The organism is Paenibacillus thalictri (assembly GCF_004307995.1).
GTDB classification, from domain to species: domain Bacteria; phylum Bacillota; class Bacilli; order Paenibacillales; family NBRC-103111; genus Paenibacillus_AF; species Paenibacillus_AF thalictri.
Genome location: NZ_SIRE01000020.1, coordinates 107,264 through 128,672, shown reverse-complemented (window position 1 = coordinate 128,672; position 21,409 = coordinate 107,264). Strand labels below are relative to the sequence as shown.

The window sequence follows — 21,409 nt, the reverse complement described above, 5'->3', positions numbered from 1 at the left end:
ACGAAATTAAACGAAGGTATTCGAAACTAAAAATTATTGTTATATTTACATTTCAAAAATATGGAGGTTATAATTATGAAGAAACAGGCAACCGGAATTGCGCTTGCGGCCGCAATGATCACAACCATGCTCACCGCTTGCTCCGGAGGCGCACAGCCGCAGCAAAGCGCCGGAACACAGTCCAATCCTGGCACAGGTTCCCCGCCTCCGCAGACCGCAGAGCCTTCCAAACCTGCAGCAGTTTCCTCCCCGGCAGCCGGCGGCGGCAAAGTGACGATTAACTTCTGGCATTCCATGGGCGGCAAAAACGGCGAATATATCGATGCGATGATCAAAAGCTTCAACGAGTCGCAAAATAAAATCGAAGTTGTCGGAACGTTCCAAGGCGCATACGCCGAAACGCTGACCAAACTGCAGCAAGCCATTCCGGCCAAAACCGCACCGGACATCGCCATGGTCGAACGTGGTTTCATCCCTTTGCTTGCGGACGCCGATGTGCTTGAGGACATCAATCCGTATTTGAAAAAATCCGGTATGAGCAAAGACGATTTCGTCCCTGGACTGATGGGCAACATTACCTTTAATAACAAGCTGGTTGCTCTGCCATTTAATCGTTCAACCGCGATTTTGCACGTCAACAAGACGATGCTGGACGAAAAAGGGCTTGAAATTCCAAAAACCTGGGACGATTTGAAAAAGGTCGCCAACGCGCTGGTCATTAAAGAAAATAACGAATACAAGCGCTACGGCTATTCCATGGTGTTCGAGAGCTGGCATCCGGTTGCCATGATTGTTCAGCAGAAGGGCAGATACATCAACCAGCAGGGCACTTCCATCGGATTCGGCATGGAAGGTATTAACGCCTTCAAATTTCTCAAGGAGATGCAAAGCACCGGAGCGTTATATTACCCTCCCGCCAAAGATTCCGGCTCGATAACGAGCCAAATGTTTATCAGCGGCCAGATCGGCATGCTTTACTCTTCTACCGGCAACATCGGCTCTTTTATCAATAACGCCAAATTTAATTATGCAACTGCTTTTCTGCCGATGAAGGATACCTACGGTTCTCCGACCGGGGGAGCGAACATTGCGCTGCTCTCGCAATCGAAAAACAAAGATGCGGCTTGGGAATTTATTCACTGGGCTATGACAGATCCGAAGGGCGCGCAGCAGTTCATCATGAGCTCCGGTTATCTTCCGTTTACCAAGAAAATGGTGGATTCCCCGGAAATGAAAGCGCTTTGGCAAAAGGAGCCGCAGCGTCAAGTCGCTTACGACCAGCTGCAGTATGCGATCGATACCAGCGATCATATTCAGTTTCCGGCGATCGATCAGGAATTTCTAAAGATGCAATCGGCGATCATGTACGACAATGCGGATATTGCCGCCTCCATTGAAAACTTCAAAAAAGAAGCCGAACGGCTCATGAAAAACTAGTAAACAGAAATCGTGGGAGGTATAAAAACAATGCAAATCAAAGGTATCGCACACAGGGGTTATCCGGTTAAATATCCGGAAAATACATTATCGTCGTTCCAAGCTGCATGCGACTTGTCCTATACGTACGTCGAGCTGGATATACAGCTCAGCAAGGACGGCGTCCCTGTGGTCATGCACGATTACACCGTTGATCGAATGACCGACGGCACGGGGATGGTCCGGGATTTCACCTTGGCGGAGCTGAAAGGGCTGCGCGTCAAGGAGCAGGAAACGGTCCCCACCTTGGAGGAAGTGCTGCTGCTGCTCAAAGGCAAGCTGAACATCATGGTCGAACTGAAGCAGGCCGGAGATTTGTATCCCGGTCTGGAAGAGAAGACGCTGGAGCTGCTCCGCAAAACAAATACATTCGACCAAGCCATCATAATCAGCTTTGATCATTTCTCCATTGCCCGCACCCGTAAACTTGATCAGGATGTCCGGCTCGGTCTAACGAGCAGCTGCAGTATGCCGTATGTATTTCCCTTTATGGCGGAAAACCGCTGTGAACTGCTGGGCGTTCCGATCCGTATGATGACGGCCGAATACTCGCAGATGATTGAGGAGCGCGGCATCATTGTCGGACCGTGGCCGGTAGATTCCATTGCAGATATGGAATTGATTGCAGCTCAATATCCGACCTCTCTGATTACAACCAACGAGCTTGAACGTTGGTCCAAGTTCTACCAAAGCCGCTCCGAGCTGCATCGAGGCCACTGAAAAAGCAGCTTAAGTGAGCAAAATCATGCTGGAGAAGCGCCAGCGTTCGCTTTTGTTCCCGAATTTCACCTGCCGCAAGCAGGTACATTCAAGAAATTCGGGAACAATTGGCGATCGTAAGCATGATTTGCTCATGCAGCGTTCACTTTTTCAGTGGCCTCTGCTGCATCAGGGTTAGGCTGGCCGCATCAGCCGCCGTCATGCTTATCCTTTAAGGTTCAGGCAGAGACAAGAGGCAATCACTTCAGCCTCTTGTTTCTGCTTTTTTTCCAAATCGCCAAATAATTATAGTTGGGATGGTGCAAAATTGATGGCGAATCGTATGAACAGCATGAAAGCAGCCGTGCTTTACGCCAAAAACGATATAAGAATAGAAGAAACCGCAATCCCGCCGCTTCATTCGCATGAAATTCTGGTGAAGGTCATGGCCACGGGCATATGCGGATCCGATTTGCCGCGTGTGATGGGCGACGCGGCGCATCATTACCCCATTGTGCTTGGCCACGAATTTTCCGGTATCGTAGAAGCCGTAGGCGACGGCGTGACAAGAATCAAAACCGGCGACCGTGTGGCAGGAATTCCGCTTAAGCCGTGTTTTGCCTGTCATGATTGCCGGAGCGGCAATTTTGCGCAATGCCAACATTATTCATTTATCGGCTCAAGAATCAATGGAAGCTGGGCTGAATATGTTGCCATTCCGGAAATCAATGCGATTCCGTTTGATGCTAACATCAGCTTTGAGGAAGCGGCGCTGGTCGAACCGTCAACTGTCGCTCTTCACGCTTTAAAGCTGATTCAATTCCAAGGGGGAGAACATGTCGCCGTTCTTGGCGGAGGCAATATCGGCCTGCTGGCACTTCAATGGTCCCACATTTTGGGAGCAAAAACAGTAACCGTATTTGATATTGACGATGCCAGGCTGGAAAAAGCCAAGCTGCTGGGCGCGGATTATACGGTGAATCCGAACAAAGCCGGAGCGGACGACCTGTGGCGGCAGATTACCTCCGGGAAAGGGTTTGGAGTTGTGCTGGAGGCAGCCGGATCCGATGTTACGATTAAACAAAGCTTTGAGCTGGCGGCAAGCAAAGCGAAAGTATGCCTGATCGGCACGCCTTCCCGCGACTTCAGCTTTAGTCATAAGCAGTTCGAACTGATGAACCGCAAGGAGTTTACGCTGACAGGCTCGTGGATGTCTTATGGCTCTCCTTTTCCGGGCCATGAATGGGCTTTGTCGCTGCATTTTCTTAAACAGAAACGCCTGAACTTCCTCGATATGATCGATCGAAGCTTGGCTTTAGCGGACATTAACGAAGCATTTGACTTGTATCGCAAACCAGGCGCAGCCAAAGGAAAAATACTGCTCTACAATTCGTAAAGGCCTGTCATTCCTTGCTTTCCCCCGGTTAAAGGCAATCTGAATTGCCATTTCTTTAAAACTTATCTATACTGAATGATATAAAAAAGAAACCATTCAGAACCAAACGAAATTAACCGGCTGCTAAAGAGGGTATGCAAATGGAAGAAGATCAGGGCCGAAAAATGCTGAGCCTGGAAAGGCATCAGTTTATTATCGACTACTTAAAAGTGCATAAAAGCGTTGATGTATCGTTTCTCAGCGCCGAATTAGGCGTATCCGAGGTCACTGTGAGGAAAGACTTGGAGAAACTCGAACGCGACAAATTGCTGGTTCGCAGTCATGGCGGAGCGGTGCTGAACGAGCATTTATTTAATGAGCCTTCCTTTATGGAGAAGGAAGATCAATTAACTGAAGAGAAATCGGCGATCGCCTCTGAAGCCGCCAAATTGATCCGCAATGGGATGACCGTAGGATTATCCACAGGAACAACGATCGGCCATCTGACCAGAAAAATAAAAGATCGAAGCGGACTAACGATCGTTACCAACGCGATTAACGTAGCGACGACATTTATGGGGTCAAATGAACACCAGATTTTTCTGACCGGAGGGAATATAAGGCCCAGTACTTTCGCATTGATCGGGGAAACGGCGGAAAAGGCGCTCGACAGCGTCTACTGCGAAATTGCCTTTGTTGGCACTAACGGATTTGACAGCGAGCATGGGTTAACGACTCCAAGCATGGATGAAGCAAGGGTCGTACGCAAGCTGATGGCGAATGCCAAACATGTCGTGCTGCTCGTTGACCACAGCAAGTTTAACAAGGTGGCGTTTTATCGGATCGAACACGTCCATCAGGTACACACCGTGATAACGGACAGCAAGGCGCCCGCCGATGAGCTGGAGAAGCTCCGGGAGAAAGGCATCCAAGTCATCATCGCTTGATGCGGCTGGTTTTCCGGCCGGTGACAACAGCAGAAAGTGAAAGCGAACGCTGGCGCTTCTCCAGCATCATTTCGCTCACTTAAGCTGCTTTTTCAGTGGCCTCGCATACATGCGGGGCTTCTTTTGTTTTCAGCCGTTCCGAATCGCCTGCCCGCTTTGCCGTTTCCCCCGATATTCCTTCCCGGACTCATACATGCCGCATTTGCCGGCTTTCATTTGATCCGGCTCCGGTGCACCGGATTCCATTCACGGTGAATCACTCCCCGCAACTTTGCCGGACGATCAGCTCGGGCTGCAAAATCACCGATGGAGCCGGGCCCTCCTTGTTTCCACTCATCATACGCAGCAGCATACCCGCCGCTTGCGCTCCTGTCTGATACGTCGGATACCGGATGCTGGTCAGCTTCACCGGCAGCATGTCACATAACGAGGTATCGCCGTTGCCGATTACCGCTACGTCTTTGCCGACTTTCAGCCCTTGCTGCTCTATGGCGCGGTATACCCCTTTGGCGGTCGAATCGTTGAAGCAGACGATCGCATCGGGCCGTTCCTTCCCGGCTAACATGTTCAAAGCGCATGCCTCCCCGGCCTGCTCCTGCTCGAAACTGTCGACCAGCATGACGTTCTCCGGTGCAACCGGCAGTGCCGCTTCCTGCATCGCTCCGAGAAATCCTTGATACCTCTGCTCGGAGATCGTATAAATCGGAGCCGCAATAAAACCGATACGCCGTTTGCCAAGTCCGATCAAATATTTGGTCGCCATATAGGAGCCGTAAAAGTTGTTCGCCTGCACTCTGGGCGCTTCCACCCCTTCAACGGCGCGATTGCAAAACACAAATGGTATGCCCCGGCTGCTGAGCAGCTCAAAGGAATTCGCGGTCGACCGTTTCGTAATCGCCGGAACGATCACAATGCCTTGGACGTTCGAGCGGGCGAGCTTTTCCAAATAAGCATGCTGCTTATCGACGTCGTGATCGGTATTGCACAACACGAGATGAATATCGTTGCTGCTTGCGGCATCTTCAATCGCCCGCACGATTTCCGGATATAAATCATCCATGATGCTTGGCAGCACGACACCCCATGTCCTGACGGAAAAACCGGCCGGGCTGCCGGCCTCGGACGGCTTCTCCTCAGCCACATAAGTGCCGCTGCCGTTGACGGAGTACAAATAGCCGCTGCCGGCCAGCTCGGATATCGCTTTTTCAATCGTTGTCCGCGTCACGCCGTACCGCTTCATCATATCTACTCGCGAGGGAATGCGGGTATGCGCCGGAAGGTGGCGGATATCCTCCAGAATACGATGCTTAATATCTTCATACATCAGCCGCTTGGATGGTCGGTCGTTCAGTTTGCTTCACAATCCTTTCCGGTGTAGCCTGCTACGTACCAATATAACACAAATGAACCTGAGGCCACACCTGATGACCCTGAAGGCAGTTGGCCCAAACGTACCAAGCCGCTTTCCAGCCGCCGCAAAACATGAACAAACACGATGGTTCCATATCCCCATGCAAGGGCTGATGTGATATGCAGCAAACACACTAATCCGTATGAATGCTGAGAAGAAGTTCGGGATAAGCTTTTGATATTTCTCTTGTATACTGTTTTATCGCATCCGCATCCATAGCCGGGCCAAAAATGTCCCCGTCAGGCAAAAAAGTAACACTTGTCCCCGTCTCCTCGGTTACGCCTACGGGCATCAGCGAGGTTTGAGGAATGCCGTGTTTATAGTCTTGGCGGAACACTTTGCCGTCCCGGCGTATCTCAACGGACAGCCTGGCGCACAGCGCGTTGGCAACTGCGATACTGATGCCCTTTTCGCTGCCCGGGGCGACAAATGCCGCCTGCTCCGCCATTTTGCCCAAATCGGTAAGCGCGACCTGAACCCTCGGTTTATCGCTTCCGGGAAATGCATGCACGGGAATGCCCCGCCCGTTGTCCGCCACAGTCACCGAACCGTCATTGTGCAAAAACAAGGCGACAAAACTGCAATTTCCGGAGCGGTGCTCCATAATGCTGTTCTCCACAACGGCCCGCAGCAGAACAAGCGGGTCGTAGGTCCCCCCGCGGCCGGCGCTCCCCAAATACACCCCCGCGTTGCTTCTGACTTCCGCCATATCGATATAATCGCTGGCATCAAGCAGATCCGCGGCAGCAGCGAGCAGCAGCAGCAGCGGCAGCGTCCTGTGGGCGGGCAGTGCATAACGGCCGCCCCTCTCTTCCTGAACAAGCAGATCCGCGCCAAGCAGCGCTTTGATGTGATGGTACAGCTGACCGGTCGTACCCATGTTCAGCCGCTCGACCAGTTCCGGCCCGGTCAGCGGGCCCTGCAGCACCGTGCGGAGGATATCCAGCCGCTGCTTGTGACCGATAGCTGCAAGCACCTTGGCCATCTTGTCGCCGTCCAATGCCAGCAGTTGACCTAGCTTGCGCTGCTGCGGCTCCCACTTGATCTGCCTGTGCTCCACCCGATAGCTGCCGGAATAAAACACGCCCGACTCCTCTTCCTCGAACGATCCGATCGGCTTGGCAGCCCCGTTAGCCAAGGCAATACCGGCAGACCCCGACGCCTGAAAAACCCCGCCAGTTGTATCATCCTCTTTTGCAGATATGCCGGTTGCCAAGGCCTTGTGCTGCACATCCCTCTGCGCCGCTCCGCCGAAATACTGGCGGAGTTCCCGCCTCAGTTCCGCCATCTGCGCCTTCAATTCATCCAATTCGGACCCTAAATTTCTTTCCGTCAAACCAATCACCTCATTTTATTATTTTACGTAATTACGTAATTTAATAATAACATAAATAAATGCAATTACAAGTCTTTACCTCAACATTGCCGAACAATTTACAGGTTAAAAACCGTCCGTCAAAGATGCTATAATAGTCGTGCCGCTCATCCGTTATTGCGGCCGTCTTAATTAGTACATTTAAGGAGAGATTGTACTTGAAGAAAAATAAATTTCAAATAAAAAGAGAAACCACCTATCAAATGCTGCTCGAAGCCGGCATGAAATGTTTTGCCGAGAAAGGTTACGCAGCAACAACGCTCAACGATATCGTGGCGCGAACGGGTCAAACCAAAGGAGCGTTTTACGGACATTTCACAAACAAAGAGCAATTTTTCACCCATGTGCTGGACCACCAAATTGAAATGGTGAGAGGCTGGAACGACATTCCCGAGCAGTATAATCCGGCAAACGCCACACTGGAAGAAGTTATTGTGATGACACTGACACGTCTGGTCCACATGTTGGGTGTCGACAACTGGATTACGGTGCTGATCGACTTCTATCAGCAGACAAGACAAGAGCCTGAGCTCCAAACTTTGTTAAGACAAAAATACGGCGTGTGGATTTCGGAAATTGAGGTTTTAGTCGGCAACTTGCAGGAGCGGGGTTGGATTGCTCCGGATAAAGACGTCCGCCAAATTGCCATGCAAGTCATTGCATTTAACGAGGGATATACCATCTTCTCCGCTTTATTTGGAGGCACCGACCAGAATGTGCTGATCAAAGGACTGGTTAAATTGATGTCATAAAACGCGGGTTCCTTCGGGCAGCATAAAAATCCCTTATTATGCTTATATATTCTTGACTGGATACCCAGTCGGCCAATAATATATACCTTATGGAAGGTATTTAAATTCAAAGTTCATCTGGAAGCCATCACGTCCCATTCATCTATGCTGCTGCAGCCGGCATTTCCAAATGAACGTATAAGGAGCGAGCCATTTTTATGGGTTTACGATGCAGTTCGACTGGCATGCGGCACTTGGTATGGATATTTCTAGCCGCCGTATTTATGACGCTACTTCTTGCTTACTCCCCATCTGCATTTGCCGCCTCCAGTTGGAGGGCGGGTGCTGGTGGCACCGATGATCCTGCGGCTCTTGGCTTCGAGCCGTTAGGGATTGACTATGATCCCGTTAACGGCTACTTATTTGTAACCGATTCGGACAATGGCGTTGTGAACATATTCAATACGGACGGAACCCCGACAGGGATGGCGCTTGCGCCTACCCCCGGCCTATTCACAGAAACGCTGGCCGTTAAATTCGACGGCGGCGGACACGTATATGTAGCGGATAAAAGCTATTTGTACCGGTTTGACGTCAGTTATTCCAGCGGATCTTATTCCTTCGGCGGCATGATCAAGTGGAACGGAAGCGGTATCTTGCCTACGACGCTGAACTACCCTCAAGGGATCGCCGTATATGGCAACGATCTGTACGTCGCCGATACGCTTCGCGATCGCGTGCTTAAGTTTGATGCTTCCCTATTCAGTTCAACAAGCAATCCGGATGTATGGTCGGGCGATTTGGATCCTGATCCGGATAAAGATGCGACATTAGTATCCCCCCTGGGCATAGCCGCCGACAGCTCCGGCGTCTATATCGGCAACCACGTAAACGGTGTTAACGGGAAAATCATTAAAGTAAAGACCGGCGGCGGTACAATTATTAAACCATTGAATTATCCTACGGGATTCACCTTGCATACTGACGGTAATCTGTATGTTGCTGTACACGGCAGCAGCGACAGCCTTGTAACCCGATTCGATCCGAACTTGAACGAAAGTTCGGTCTATTTTACCGGCAGCCCTACTGCAATTGCATTAGCCCACATTGCTTTCGATAGTACAGGAGCGCTTTATTTAAGCACATATGCGCAAAGCCCGCCCTGGGATCCGGAATACGATACCATATGGAAGCTGCAGCTCGGATCGCCCGACAACCGGCTTGCCGGTCTAACGATAAGCGGAGGCGCACTCAGTCCGTCCCCGTTCTCACCGGGTACGCAACAATATACGGCAAACGTGGCAAGCAGTGTCACCGCCACAACGGTTACGCCGGTGCTAAGCGATACTGCGGCCAGCGTGACCGTTAACGGCAGCGGCGTGACAAACGGTAACGCTTCTCCCCTTATTACATTGCAAAAAGGCGACAATGCGATTCCCGTTATCGTCACCGCTATCAATGGCGCCAAAAGAACCTATACGATCACCGTGACACGGGCGCCTTATACGGATGCGACGTTAAGTGCGCTTTCGCTCAGTAACGGAACACTGAACGAAACCTTTGATCCTACAGGTATCATTACTTCCTATACAGCCGATGTTGCCAACAGTGTATCGGCAATTTCCGTCACTGCGACGGTTAATAACAGCCGCGCCTCGCTGGAGGTGAACAATACGGGGGCAACAAGCAGCAGCGCTTTCGGACCGATCCCGCTTGCGGTCGGCCCGAATACGATTACCGTCACCGGTATTGCAGAAGACGGCGTGACGAAAAAAGACTACACGATTACCGTCACACGGGCGGCGTCGGCTGTCGCCACACTGAATGGGCTGACCGTCAGCCCGGGGGCACTGAGTGAGCCGTTCGCTTCCGGCACGACTTTATACACAGTTAGCGTCGCCAACAGCGTTGCGGCCTTCAGCCTGGCCCCTACCGTCACCGACAGCACGGCGACGCTGAAAGTAAACGGCGCAACGGCCGTCAGCGGCAGCGTATATGGTCCCATTCCGCTCTCCGTCGGTCCGAACACGATTACTGTCACCGTTACCGCGCAAGATAACACGACAAAAAAAGACTACATTCTCACCGTGACACGCGCCCCGTCAATTGTTGCCACACTGGATGGATTGACCGTCAGCCCGGGATCGCCGAATGAGCCTTTCGCTTCCGGCACGACTTTATACACAGTTAGCGTCGCCAACACCGTTGCGGCTATCAGTGTGACGCCCACTGTCACGGACAACACGGCAACGCTGAAAGTGAATGGCTATCCGGCCGTCAGCGGCAGTGTATACGGCCCCGTCCCGCTTGATGTCGGGCCAAACACGATTACTGTCACAGTTACCGCTCAGGACGGCGTCACGAGCACTCCGTACGCCATCACGGTTACGCGGGCAGGATCATCCGACGCAACGCTCAGCTCGCTGGCAATCAGCCAAGGAACGCTTAACGAGCCTTTCACTTCCGGCACGACCGCTTATTCGGCAAATGTGGACAGTTTTGTTACTTCCATCAGCGTAACGCCGGTCGCTGCCGACAATAATGCGTCGCTTACCGTTAACGGCGTTCCAGCGGCAAGCGGAAGTACCTTCGGACCGATCGCACTTCAGTTCGGAGCAAATACCGTATCGCTTGTCATCACCGCACAAGACGGCACGCAGAGGTCGTACCGGATTGATATTTGGCGCAACATGCCTGCTTCATCTTCATCCGGTCCCGCGGTGAATGCGGCGGATTTGTTGACGCTCTGCTTGCTTGCCGATGAGCATATACTCGCACTCAGCCCGGCATTTACCGGTACAACCCTGGATTATTCGGCAGAAACAACCGCTCCGAGCATAAAACTTGCCGCCAAGGCGCTGTACTTGGATGCCGTTATGATGTACAGCGGGAATAAACTTCAAGATCAGGCATCCATTGATTTGCAGCCCGGGGATAATACGATCGAACTTCAGGTCGCGCATCCCAGTGGGGGTACACGAACTTATACCATAACAATCCGCCGTTCGGAGGCGGCTCCATCGACGCCGATAGAGCCTGCAGGCACTGCAGGGCAGAATACAACGCAGACGCCGCAGACAGCTACAATCAACGATATTGCCGGCAGTTGGGCGGAAGCGGAAATACGCAATGCTGTAGCAAGCGGATGGGTTTCCGGTTATCCGGACGGTTCCTTTCATCCGGAACGCGAAGTGACTAGAGCGGAGTTTGTTCAGCTTTTGGCGAAAGCACTAGGCTGGACGGAAGGAGCAGCTTCCGATGTCCCTAATTACACCGATCTCGACAACATCGGGTTATGGGCTCGCCCGGCAATTGCCGCAGCCGTTCAACAAGGAATCATTAACGGTTATGAAGACGGCAGCTTTCGCCCTGACCGGCCGCTGACAAGAGCGGAAATGGCCGTATTCGTCACCAAAACGCTAGGCCTGGCCACTGCAGCGAATTCATCCGCCTCTTTCGCCGACAATGCAAGCATCCCGGCATGGGTGATGCCTTACATTGCCAAGGCGGTCGATCAAGGCCTTGTCAACGGGCTGGACAATAACCGGTTTGCTCCGGACGATACGGCGACACGCGCCCAAGCCGTCGTCATCATAAGCAGATTGCTGAGTAAAAAATAAAGGCGCTCCATGGTGGAATCATTAGATCCGCCTCGACCGACCGGCGCCGAAAAAGCAGCGAGCGGTACTCGGCGCGTTCCTTGCAAAATCCAGAGCCCCCCATTATGGGGGCTTTTTGCAGTCCCGCAGAAAATCATAAATTCACCTTGAACGAATAGAACAATTTCCGTGAAAGTATAGTACACCTCCGCAACAAATTGCTATGTCAAGCTGGCAAAGCACCTTTTCCCCAACGCAAAAAGGCACCGGTTTTCAACCGATGCCGCCAAATTGGCTTGCAAATACGAAGCTTTAAATCATGTGAAGACCGTGCCTACCTGCGCTACATGGCATGATCGCCCCAGTGATCTGCTCAGGCCTTATCCGATTCGCACCGGCTGGCCTGAAAGCGCCGATTCATTGGCCGCCGACGTCACCTGCAGCGAGCGGAACCCGTCCAGATAGTCGGATCTGATCAGCGACGTATCCCCTGTCCGTACGGCGTGCAGGAACGCTTCGTTTTCCAGCACATAGGGGTCGGATACATTTTTAGTTTCCACCGTTTGCGATTTGCCGATGTCCTTAAGCGAACCTGCTCTGACTTCCAGCACGCCTTCGGCGGTGTATACGTCAAGCCCGATATGATGCGACGACGGCAGCAGGCAAGTGTTCGAGATCGTCGCCACCGCACCGCTGGCCAGCTTCATAGTCACCGTTCCGACATCGGCGACATCAAGCCCTTCCACCGTTTCGTGCATCGCCCGATGGCCGAAAGCCGCATACACCTCGGTGACATCCCCGCACAAATACCGCAACATATCGACGGCATGCGTCGCCTGCTCAACGAATTGCCCGCCGGATTGCGCCTGCACTCTCCACCAAGGCACACGTGGCGTCGTTCCCATCCAATAGCCAAGCGCCATGCCCACCGTGCGCTCCTTCAGCAGTTCATGTGCTTTGGCCGTAGAATCGTGGTAGCGGAAATGGTAACCAACGCAGGTAATCAGCTTTTTCTCCGCAACCTTATCCCTGACGGGAAGCAGATCCTCCGCTCTGATGCCAAGCGGCTTCTCTACGAAAAAAGGAATGCCCCGCTCGATCAAACTCAGCTCCGTTTCGCCGTGAGCGGCGGGAATGACGCTGATGTAGACGGCGTCGAGCTTGCGGTCGTTCAGCATATCCTCTACACTTGTATACGCTTTAGCGTCGGACCAGCGCTGCGCAGCCCGCTCCGCTTTTTCCAAACTCCTGCCGCAAATGGCCGCAACCTCCACGCCTTCCATTTTACCAATGATGTTCTGATGCTTATCTGAAAAAGAACCCGTTCCAACAAAACCGATTTTCAACGTCATGTTTAGCCCGCCTTCGTCATTTTTTTAAACACAAAGAAAATGAATTGAACTGATACAGCTTTCATAAACATATTCGCTTTCCGTCGCTCCATTCCTTCCTTATCATCGCTTTTAATTCATAAACAATCGTATACGGCAGCCGTTTACATACGAAAGCGATTCGGGTATCTTAAATGTAGCCGGAAAGGAGAGATGCGGTATGACGCATTACACGCACTGCACAACAGACGATGAATTCGCCGATATCAGCTTATTTTTGCTGGATCACAGGCTCGACCTCCATGCGTCGCTTTCAACAGTGGATATCATTTCGCTGCTTTACTCATTTATTACCGAGGGGCATCTGATCCGGGTTACGGATGACGAGCATCGTACCATCGCTGCGCTTACGTATTACCACGGGACGCCGGAGAACGAATTTGCGGACCGGCACACCGCGATGATCGGCTTAACCGTCGCCGACAGAACCTATAGAGGCTCGCGGCTATTTTTTAACGGGCTGCGGTTCATCGTTGACCATATTGCGGAACAACATCCCGAGGTGCAGGAAGTACAGTTTGCTGCCGTAAAGGAAAACACCTATTTGTGCAGACTATACTCCAAATTTATGACCTTTTCCCACTTGCGGGACGGCAGAAACGGGCAAGAAATGGTCTTTTGTGAGAAAATTAACAACTTAAAGGCTACCCTAGCGAAGCTTGCGAAGGTATAATAAAGAGGTACCAGATTAAAAAATGATATGTTTAGGAGGAACTCACATGATCATAATTCCACCATCCATAAAGGATATAAAGAAAGGCAGCGGTTTCGGTAAAATCGTCAAAACTAACGATTCCTTAAGAGTACTGTTAAAGTAATGTTTTTCGAATTTCGCACATGCAAATTCGAATTGGATTACGAGACGTACACGAGATTTTTGCTGCAGCACCATGATCAGCTTGGGCTGCCGTACTCCTTTGCCCTGAAGCTCAGCTTTCTGAGCAGCCCGTTAATTTTTGGAAAAGCAATGCTCATTGTCAGCGAAGAACCATACGAGGCTGTCGGCGCCGCCGGCTACGTATACGGCACTGGCGCTAATGATTATGAAGACCGGCACATCGCTCAAGTCGAAGTCGCATTTCTTCAGCAGCCATACCGCCGGACGCTGCTGTTTCTCCGAAGCCTGCAGCACTTGCTTACCATGATGAAGGAAGGCAATCCTGAGGTGGAGCAAGTGCAATTTTGGACTTCTGCCGACGACCACGAGCAGGAACGGCTTTTTTCCAAGTTCAAGCTGCTGCCAGGCGCATCGGCTTCGGCCGGAGTGAATAATATGACCTTTTACACGGTTCCGTTTAATGAACTGGAGGTTTACTGCGGCCGGTTGGAAGCCGCTCGCGGCAGAAGGTCGGCAAGACGATAACGGGTGCCCTGCGGGTATCCTTTTTTTATGCGATAAAGGAGGCCCACTGCCCTATGAGCGCTTTGCAGCCTGAACACATCCGGCGAATTTGCGGAGTATTTCCGAGTTTCTCCAGCGTCTCCGCGGAACTATGGCATACGGCCGAGCTTGTTGCCGTCACTCCCGACACTCCGCATTCGGTGCGCGAAGGTCATGTGCTCCAGCATGCCATGTTTATTGTCGGCGGGTCGATCCGGGTATACAAAATAAGCTCTTCCGGCCGGGAAATTACGCTGTACCGCGTACAAGGCGGGCAATGCTGCGTGCTAATGATGGCCAGCATTATGGGCGACATGGAATACGAAGCATCGGTATCGGTCGAGACGGAAAGCGAGGTTCTGCTGATTCCCGTCCCCTTGTTCAAAAGCTGGATGGATACGGTCAAGCCATTTCGCCAGTTCATTTACAGACAGTTTGTCGAGCGGATGACCAAAGTGACGGCGCTGCTGGAGCAGGTCGCTTTTCAGCCTGTGCCCTGCCGTATTGCCGCATATTTGCTTCGACACTCCGAGCATGCCGACAGACTGCACATCACCCACGAACGGTTGGCGATCGAGTTGGGCACCGCCCGCGAGGTTGTCTCCCGCGTATTGAAGGACTTCGCGGAAAAAGGCGCCATCGCCTCGCAACGCGGAAAAATCACGATCCTTAACCGCAGCTTCCTGACCGCCATGTCCGAGCCCCCTTTGTGATAAAGTTACGGTTCTCCGGCCTGATCTCCCCTACAATGAGTCTTGTAACATCCATTAAACTTGAGTGGAGGCATTTACAATGACTCATTATTACGACCGTTCCAATCTGACGCGAATTCCCGACCTGATGAAACTCGCTCCGCAGGCCGCCTCGTCTTTTTTGGCTTTTGAGCAGGAAGTGTATCACGGCTCTAACGTCATCCCTCCCAAAATAAAAGAGCTGATCGCCGTGGCTGTCGCTCACGTCACCGGCTGCCCTTACTGCATCGACGTCCATGTGCAAAAATGCAAAAAGCACGGCGGCACGCAGGAGGAAATCGTCAGCGCCGTTATGATCGCCGCATCCACACGAGCCGGCGCGGTGCTCAGCCATGCGACCCATGCCATCATCGCTTACGAGAACGCGCTGGGCCGGGCTGAAGCAGCAGAAGAGCAAACTTCGGTTTCTCCCGGTTCACCCGGACAAACGGCCGCTCCCGATTGCTTCTGTTAGAAGAGCCATTCTTTTTGACTCCCGCTTTTCGTTTCATTTTAAGGACAAAACCTCAATCTCAATCTGTACGGCCCCTGCAAATCTTTAGCTTCTTTCTTGATTGACGAACTCTCTTCGAACTATAATTGGGTTATCTTTCAAATGAGGTGAAATGGATGTTTTCCCGTATCGTTCGAGGTATTTAGTTTTCGGGCTGGACAACCTGATTTTTTTACTAAAACACACCCCCATTATTCCCGGCTTTGGACGGACTGAGGTTGATTTCCAAATCCTTCAACAATTTATTAAGGAAAATCAAACTGAGAAAGGTATTATGACCAATTCGGAACGCTTTATAATAATGGCTAAGTTATAGAGATTGCATGCAAAAAGGTACCCGTTAATCGGGTATCCTTTTTGTTTATAACGATTTATAAAATGGTGCATTTTGAAGTGCAGGAGCGAATATTTCGTGAAGTTGTCCTTACAGCTTCCGACGAACTCGGACCTAGTCCACCATCCCCAGCGCTTGCAGGGTTCGAATCAGCACAGTTACTGCCTGCGCTCGTGTCGCCTGGCCTTGTGGGCTGAACGTATCTTCCGCCGTACCCGTCATGATCTGCAGCTTGATCATTAGACGAATGTCTTTCAGGTAATCTGCTTCTACGCTTTCCATATCTTTATAGTTGTCCAAACTTACAGATTCGGTTGTTACCGGCAGATGATCAAGGTGAATGGCGGCTGCCAGCATACTCGCCATTTCCATACGGGTCAACGGTTGATCGGGATTAAATCTCTCACCGCTAACAAAATCAAGCAGGCCAAGCTCCTGCGCCTGAGCAACAACGTCGGAGTACCATACGCCGGACTTCACATCGGCATAACCTGTTGAGCCCGCTGCGAAATAACCACGTCTTAAGGAACGTACAAGCATGACTGTAAACTCGGCTCTCGTCACTATTTTATCGGGGTCAAACTGCCCTTCACCGATTCCCTCCACTAACCCTTTCGCTGCAGCAAATTCTATTGAAGCTTTGCTCCAATGCTGCTCTACATCGGCAAAACTTGCCGTATTGGCCAACGCAACATACACGCTGTTTGTATAAGAACGGATGGCTGCATACCACACGCCGTCTTGCTTCAGTTTCCTCGCCGGGACAAACTCAAACTTCTTCGTCGCCTCATGATAGCGGAACGCTCCCCATAACTTCGGCAATCCGGTCGCGTTGTTCGAAAGCGGAATCCATCTCGTCAGCGCCTGATTGAACTTGTCTGCCGTTCCGATCGTTAAGCCGCTTTTCGCATTGACGATATCGATGCGGAAATCGACAACCGGCCCCAGTACTTTGCCATTCGGCCATGCGTTCGCGATCGCAACTTGCATGTTCTTGTCGCTGGATTTATCGGTCAACGTAATCCTAAAGCTGGCATCTCCGGCTTGAAGCTCATTCTTCGCAAGCAAGTCCGGCAACTCCGGAATAAGCAAAGCTAGATTGGCCGGCACTTGATAGCTGCCGTATGGCGTCTTGATTTCTAAGTAAAAATCGGCATTTTTTGCGGCTAATTCGGTTAAAATGCTCGCCGGAACAACAACAATGACCACTCCGTCTGTCGGCGTTGCTTCCAAGGTCACAAATGGCCTTTCGGTATTGATTTCGGTAAGATCTAACTTCTGGCCGTTCAAATCGATAACAGGATTGTTTACGATTGGTGCTGAGCCTCCTCCACCCCCAGAGTAGGACGAGGACGGCGCCGGGTTAGGCGCCACCCGGGTTATGACGAGCTTGTATGTCTTCGTTGTGTCGTCTTGCGCTGTCACGAGGATCGTAATCTCATTGCTGCCCACGTTCAGCAGCAGTGATGCGGAGGCAACGCCACTGGCCACCGGCACGCCATTCACGGTCACTGCCGCGTTGTCGTCCGCGACTGCCGGCGTTACAGTCATGCTGCTCACGTTGTTGCCTACACTTGCGGAGTAGCTGATCCTTTCCGGTTCAAACGCTGGACTTAGCGGGCCACTCGACAGCGTTAATCCGCTCAAATCCGCATTGCTGCTTGCCGCTCGCGTTACCGTTACCGTGTACGTCCTTGTCGAGCCATCCTCCGCCGTCACAAGGATCGAGATCACATTGTTCCCCACGGCTAGCGGCAGCGAGGGGGATGCCGCAGCGCTCGCCAATACGTGCGGGCCGCTTACTCGTGTTCCGCTGCCATCATACACACTTGCCGTAACAGAGGCGCTGTCGGCAGCGGACAATGTCGGCGTTACCGTGACGCTGCTCACGCTATGTTCCACATTTGCCGTATAAGTACCCGCAAATGCCGGAATCAGCGAGCCGCTCGACAGTGTTAAATTGCTTAATTCCGCATTGCTGCTCGCTCCCCGCGTCACGGCAACCGTGTAGGTCTTTGCCGTTCCATCCTCCGCCGTGACCACTATAGTCATCGTATTGTTCCCCACGGCGAGCGGCAGCAATGGAGATGCCGTGCCGCTCGTGACCGTATACGGCCCGCTGATTAACGCTCCGCTGCTGTTGTAGAGACTGACGGTGACCGCAGCGTGAATCGTGTCCGATATCGTCGGCGTTATCGTGACGCTGCTCACACTATATCCCACATTCGCCGTATAAGTACCCGGTACAAAGGATGGAGTCAGCACTCCGTTCGACAAACTTAAATCGCTCAAGTCCGCATTGCTGCCCACCGCTCGCGTTACGTTTATTGTGTATGTCTTCGTCGTGTCGTCTTGTGTTCTAATGAGGATCAGAATCTCATTGCTCCCAACGTTCAGCTGAAATGAAAAAGCTGCCGTACCACTCGACATCACAAATGGTCCGTTTATGAGCGTACCAGCGCTAGTATAGACACTCGCCGTCGTTGTAACCTTACCTGCATCAGACATTTCCATCGTGACCGTGACGTTTTGGACACTATTTCCCACACTTGCCGTATAGCTAGTCCTTTCCGGTTCAAACGCCGGACTTAGCGAGCCATTCGACAGCGTTAGTCCGCTCAAATCCGCATTGCCGCTTGCCGCCGCTCGCGTTACCGTTACCGTGTACGTCCTTGCCGTGCCGTCCTGCGCCGTCACCACAAGCAAAATGACATTATCCCCCACGTTCAGCGGCAGCGAGGGGGATGCCGCACCACTCGCCACTGGGTGTGGGCCGCTTACCCTCGTTCCGCTGCCATCATACACGCTTGCCGTAACAGAGGCGCTGTCGGCAGCGGACAATGTCGGCGTTACCGTGACACTGCTCACACTATATCCCACATTCGCCGTATAAGTACCCGCAAATGCCGGAATCAGCGGACCGCTCGACAGTGTTAAATTGCTTAAATCCGCATTGCTGCTCGCTCCCCGCGTCACGGCAACCGTGTAGGTCTTTGCCGTTCCATCCTCTGCCGTGACCACTATAGTAATCGTATTGTTCCCCACGGCGAGCGGCAGCAACGGAGATGCCGTGCCGCTCGCGACCGTATACGGTCCGCTGATTAACGTTCCGCTGCTGTTGTAGAGACTGACGGTGACCGCAGCGTGAATCGTGTCCGATACCGTCGGCATTATCGTGACGCTGCTGACCTGGTAATCCACGTTCGTCTTGAACGTACCCGGTACAAAGGATGGAGTCAGCACTCCGTTCGACAGACTCAAATCGCTCAAGTCCGCATTGCTGCTTTTTGCTCGCGTTACTGTTACTGTGTAGGTCTTTTTTGTTGTGCCGTTCTCTGCCGTGACTTCCATCGAAATCGTATTGCTCCCCACAATAAGCGGCAGCGATGCGGAGGCAACACCGCTATCCACCGGCACTCCGTTCACGGTCACCGCCGCGCTGCCGTCCGCTGTCGTTGGCGTTACTGTCACGCTGCTTATGCTATTCCCCACGTTCGCCGTATAACTGGTCGTGTCCGCCTCGAACGCCGGACTGAGCGTACCGGCCGACAACGATAATCCGCTCAAATCCGCATTCGCGCTTATCGATCTCATTACGGTTAATATGTAGGTCTTCGTTGTTATTCCGTCCTGTGCCGTCACGACGACCGTAATTGCAGTATTGCCCACGTTTAGCGGAATCGACTGAGATGCCGTGCCATTCGTCACCGTCGCCCCGTTCACCTTCACAGTAGCCATAGGATCCGCCATAGTCGGAGTTACCGTAATCGCACTCTGATTTGCATTCGCCGAGTAACTCGTCGTATTCGAAGCGAACGCCGGGCTGAGCGTGCCGTTCGACAGCGTTAACTGACTCAGGTTCGCATTGCTGCTCCGTAATCGCTCTATGGTTATCGTGTAGGTCTTCGTCGTTTCGCCATCTTCCGCCAAAGCCACCAATGTAACGGTATTATCCCCTACGTCCAAATTGATGTCTTCTGATTGGGCTCCGCTTGCGACGCTCTGACCGTTCACTTTTACCGTTATGAGGGAATCCGCTGTTGTCGGCGTAACGCGGATACTGCTCACGCCATTAACGACACTCGCCGTGTAGTCAGTCTTACTGGATGCAAATGCCGGACTAAGTGTACCGCTAGACAGCGTAATATTGCTTAATCCCGCATCGCTCGAAGGAATATACGTTACTTGCTTGCGAATCGCATAGTTGTATTTATCGGCGATGTACAGATTTCCGCTGCTGTCTACCGCTAATCCGGTCGGACCGTTTAATTGTGCAAGATTGCCTACCCCTCCGTCGCCCAAATAACCAGACACTCCCGTTCCCGCGATTGTGATGATATTACCATTCGGGAGGACCTTCCTGATCCTGTTGTTGTCCGTATCGGCGATGTACAGATTTCCGCTGTTGTCTACCGCTATTCCTTCCGGCTCATTCAATTTTGCGTTAATGGCCGGACCTCCGTCTCCTGAATAACCGTCGACTCCCGACGACCCGGCCACTGTGCTGATTTTTCTCGTCGATGCATCTACTTTCCTTATTCTGTTGTTGTATGTATCGGCAATAAAGAGATTTCCGGCACCGTCTATCGCTACTGCATTCGGGTAGTATAATCGAGCATCGACGGCCGGACCCCCATCTCCCGCAAAACCGCTATCATCCGATCCAGCTACCGTAGTGATTGTACCGGTGGCGTCCACTTTCCTAATTCGGTGGTTGGATGTATCGGCGATATACAGATTTCCGTAGACGTCCACCGTTACCCCGCCCGGGCCGCTTAGTTTGGCTGTATCCGCAGGACCGTTATCTCCCCAATAATCGTTCTCTCCCGTCCCCGCTATCGTGGAAATAATGCCGCCCGCTACTTTTCGTATCCTGTTGTTGTATTTATCGGCGATATACAAATGGCCGTAAACATCCACCGCCACACCTGTCGGACTACGCAGTTGAGCGCTCAGGGGCGAAACTCCATCACCTGCGTAACCATAGTTTCCATCCCCGGCCACTGTGCTGATTTCTCTCGTCGAAGCATCTACTTTCCTTATCTTAAAGTTGTCTGTATCGGCGATATACAGATTTCCTCCGCCATCTACCGCTACTGCCGACGGATTTGCAAGTTCAGCATCGACAGCCGGCCCTCCATCACCCAAATCGCCATAATTCCCCCCTGCCACGGTATAGATCTCCCCGCCAGTCCCTGCATAGGCATGATCGTTACCAAATGGCGCGAATTCCGAGAATAGCCCTGAAACAAGGATACAAACTGCAAATAGCGTCATCATACGACGAAATTTCAACCCCATTGTCGCTCTTTCCTTTCCATCTTGAATGTTTCCGATCCACAGCCGCTTCAATTTAAATACCGTCTGTATGTTATATTTCTTAACTAGCACCCATGCCAGCTTAAAAAAATTATAGCAACAGTTCCTTAATAGAAATCTTAAAGG

General features: G+C 52.0%; 15 protein-coding genes and 1 pseudogene. 12 read left to right on the top strand and 4 right to left on the bottom strand.

The window, feature by feature from the left end; genetic code table 11:
* Positions 1-75: 75 nt before the first annotated feature.
* The 5 genes from EYB31_RS26095 to EYB31_RS26080 all read left to right on the top strand — a co-directional run bounded on the left by EYB31_RS26095 (position 76) and on the right by EYB31_RS26080 (position 4,497).
* On the top strand, positions 76-1,437 hold the full coding sequence (locus EYB31_RS26095; RefSeq protein ID WP_131016365.1) for an ABC transporter substrate-binding protein: 1,362 nt from the start codon (positions 76-78) through the stop codon (positions 1,435-1,437).
* 30 nt (positions 1,438-1,467) lie between these two features.
* Positions 1,468-2,196 carry a glycerophosphodiester phosphodiesterase gene (locus EYB31_RS26090; RefSeq protein WP_131016364.1) on the top strand — a complete coding sequence of 243 codons (729 nt, stop codon included), beginning with the start codon at positions 1,468-1,470 and terminating at the stop codon, positions 2,194-2,196.
* A 13-nt stretch (positions 2,197-2,209) separates the two neighbouring features.
* On the top strand, positions 2,210-2,374 hold the full coding sequence (locus EYB31_RS40365; protein ID WP_165452625.1) for a hypothetical protein: 165 nt from the start codon (positions 2,210-2,212) through the stop codon (positions 2,372-2,374).
* 144 nt (positions 2,375-2,518) lie between these two features.
* Positions 2,519-3,571 carry a galactitol-1-phosphate 5-dehydrogenase gene (locus tag EYB31_RS26085; protein WP_240762881.1) on the top strand — a complete coding sequence of 351 codons (1,053 nt, stop codon included), beginning with the start codon at positions 2,519-2,521 and terminating at the stop codon, positions 3,569-3,571.
* A gap of 140 nt (positions 3,572-3,711) precedes the next feature.
* Positions 3,712-4,497: a DeoR/GlpR family DNA-binding transcription regulator gene (locus EYB31_RS26080; protein ID WP_165452624.1), complete on the top strand. Its 786-nt coding sequence runs from the start codon at positions 3,712-3,714 to the stop codon at positions 4,495-4,497.
* Between the two features lie 256 nt (positions 4,498-4,753).
* Here EYB31_RS26080 and EYB31_RS26075 read toward each other — a convergent pair whose 3' ends face one another.
* The gene (locus tag EYB31_RS26075) at positions 4,754-5,821 is read right to left on the bottom strand and encodes a GntR family transcriptional regulator (RefSeq protein WP_131016362.1); all 1,068 of its coding nucleotides are present in this window, start codon (positions 5,819-5,821) and stop codon (positions 4,754-4,756) included.
* A 220-nt stretch (positions 5,822-6,041) separates the two neighbouring features.
* Positions 6,042-7,196 (bottom strand): helix-turn-helix domain-containing protein, encoded by a 1,155-nt coding sequence (locus EYB31_RS26070; RefSeq protein WP_131016443.1) that lies wholly within the window; start codon positions 7,194-7,196, stop codon positions 6,042-6,044.
* A 245-nt stretch (positions 7,197-7,441) separates the two neighbouring features.
* Here EYB31_RS26070 and EYB31_RS26065 point away from each other — a divergent pair, with 245 nt between their 5' ends.
* Positions 7,442-8,035, top strand: coding sequence for a TetR/AcrR family transcriptional regulator (locus EYB31_RS26065; RefSeq protein WP_131016361.1), 594 nt, complete (start codon positions 7,442-7,444; stop codon positions 8,033-8,035).
* Between the two features lie 197 nt (positions 8,036-8,232).
* A complete protein-coding gene (locus tag EYB31_RS26060) occupies positions 8,233-11,634 on the top strand; it encodes a cadherin-like beta sandwich domain-containing protein (protein ID WP_131016360.1) in 3,402 nt (1,133 codons plus the stop codon).
* 359 nt (positions 11,635-11,993) lie between these two features.
* Here EYB31_RS26060 and EYB31_RS26055 read toward each other — a convergent pair whose 3' ends face one another.
* The gene (locus tag EYB31_RS26055) at positions 11,994-12,965 is read right to left on the bottom strand and encodes a Gfo/Idh/MocA family protein (protein WP_131016359.1); all 972 of its coding nucleotides are present in this window, start codon (positions 12,963-12,965) and stop codon (positions 11,994-11,996) included.
* 199 nt (positions 12,966-13,164) lie between these two features.
* Here EYB31_RS26055 and EYB31_RS26050 point away from each other — a divergent pair, with 199 nt between their 5' ends.
* The 5 genes and pseudogenes from EYB31_RS26050 to EYB31_RS26030 all read left to right on the top strand — a co-directional run.
* Complete coding sequence (locus EYB31_RS26050) at positions 13,165-13,677, top strand: hypothetical protein (RefSeq protein ID WP_131016358.1); 513 nt, start codon at positions 13,165-13,167, stop codon at positions 13,675-13,677.
* A gap of 144 nt (positions 13,678-13,821) precedes the next feature.
* Positions 13,822-14,367, top strand: a complete 546-nt coding sequence (locus tag EYB31_RS26045; protein WP_131016357.1) for a hypothetical protein — start codon at positions 13,822-13,824, stop codon at positions 14,365-14,367.
* A 53-nt stretch (positions 14,368-14,420) separates the two neighbouring features.
* Positions 14,421-15,098 carry a Crp/Fnr family transcriptional regulator gene (locus EYB31_RS26040; RefSeq protein WP_131016356.1) on the top strand — a complete coding sequence of 226 codons (678 nt, stop codon included), beginning with the start codon at positions 14,421-14,423 and terminating at the stop codon, positions 15,096-15,098.
* 79 nt (positions 15,099-15,177) lie between these two features.
* Positions 15,178-15,591, top strand: coding sequence for a carboxymuconolactone decarboxylase family protein (locus tag EYB31_RS26035; protein ID WP_131016355.1), 414 nt, complete (start codon positions 15,178-15,180; stop codon positions 15,589-15,591).
* 196 nt (positions 15,592-15,787) lie between these two features.
* Positions 15,788-15,946, top strand: a pseudogene (locus EYB31_RS26030) (SAM-dependent methyltransferase); the annotation flags it as partial.
* A gap of 132 nt (positions 15,947-16,078) precedes the next feature.
* Here the strand turns inward: EYB31_RS26030 and EYB31_RS26025 are convergent.
* Positions 16,079-21,136 (bottom strand): cadherin-like beta sandwich domain-containing protein, encoded by a 5,058-nt coding sequence (locus EYB31_RS26025; RefSeq protein WP_165452623.1) that lies wholly within the window; start codon positions 21,134-21,136, stop codon positions 16,079-16,081.
* Positions 21,137-21,409 lie beyond the last annotated feature (273 nt).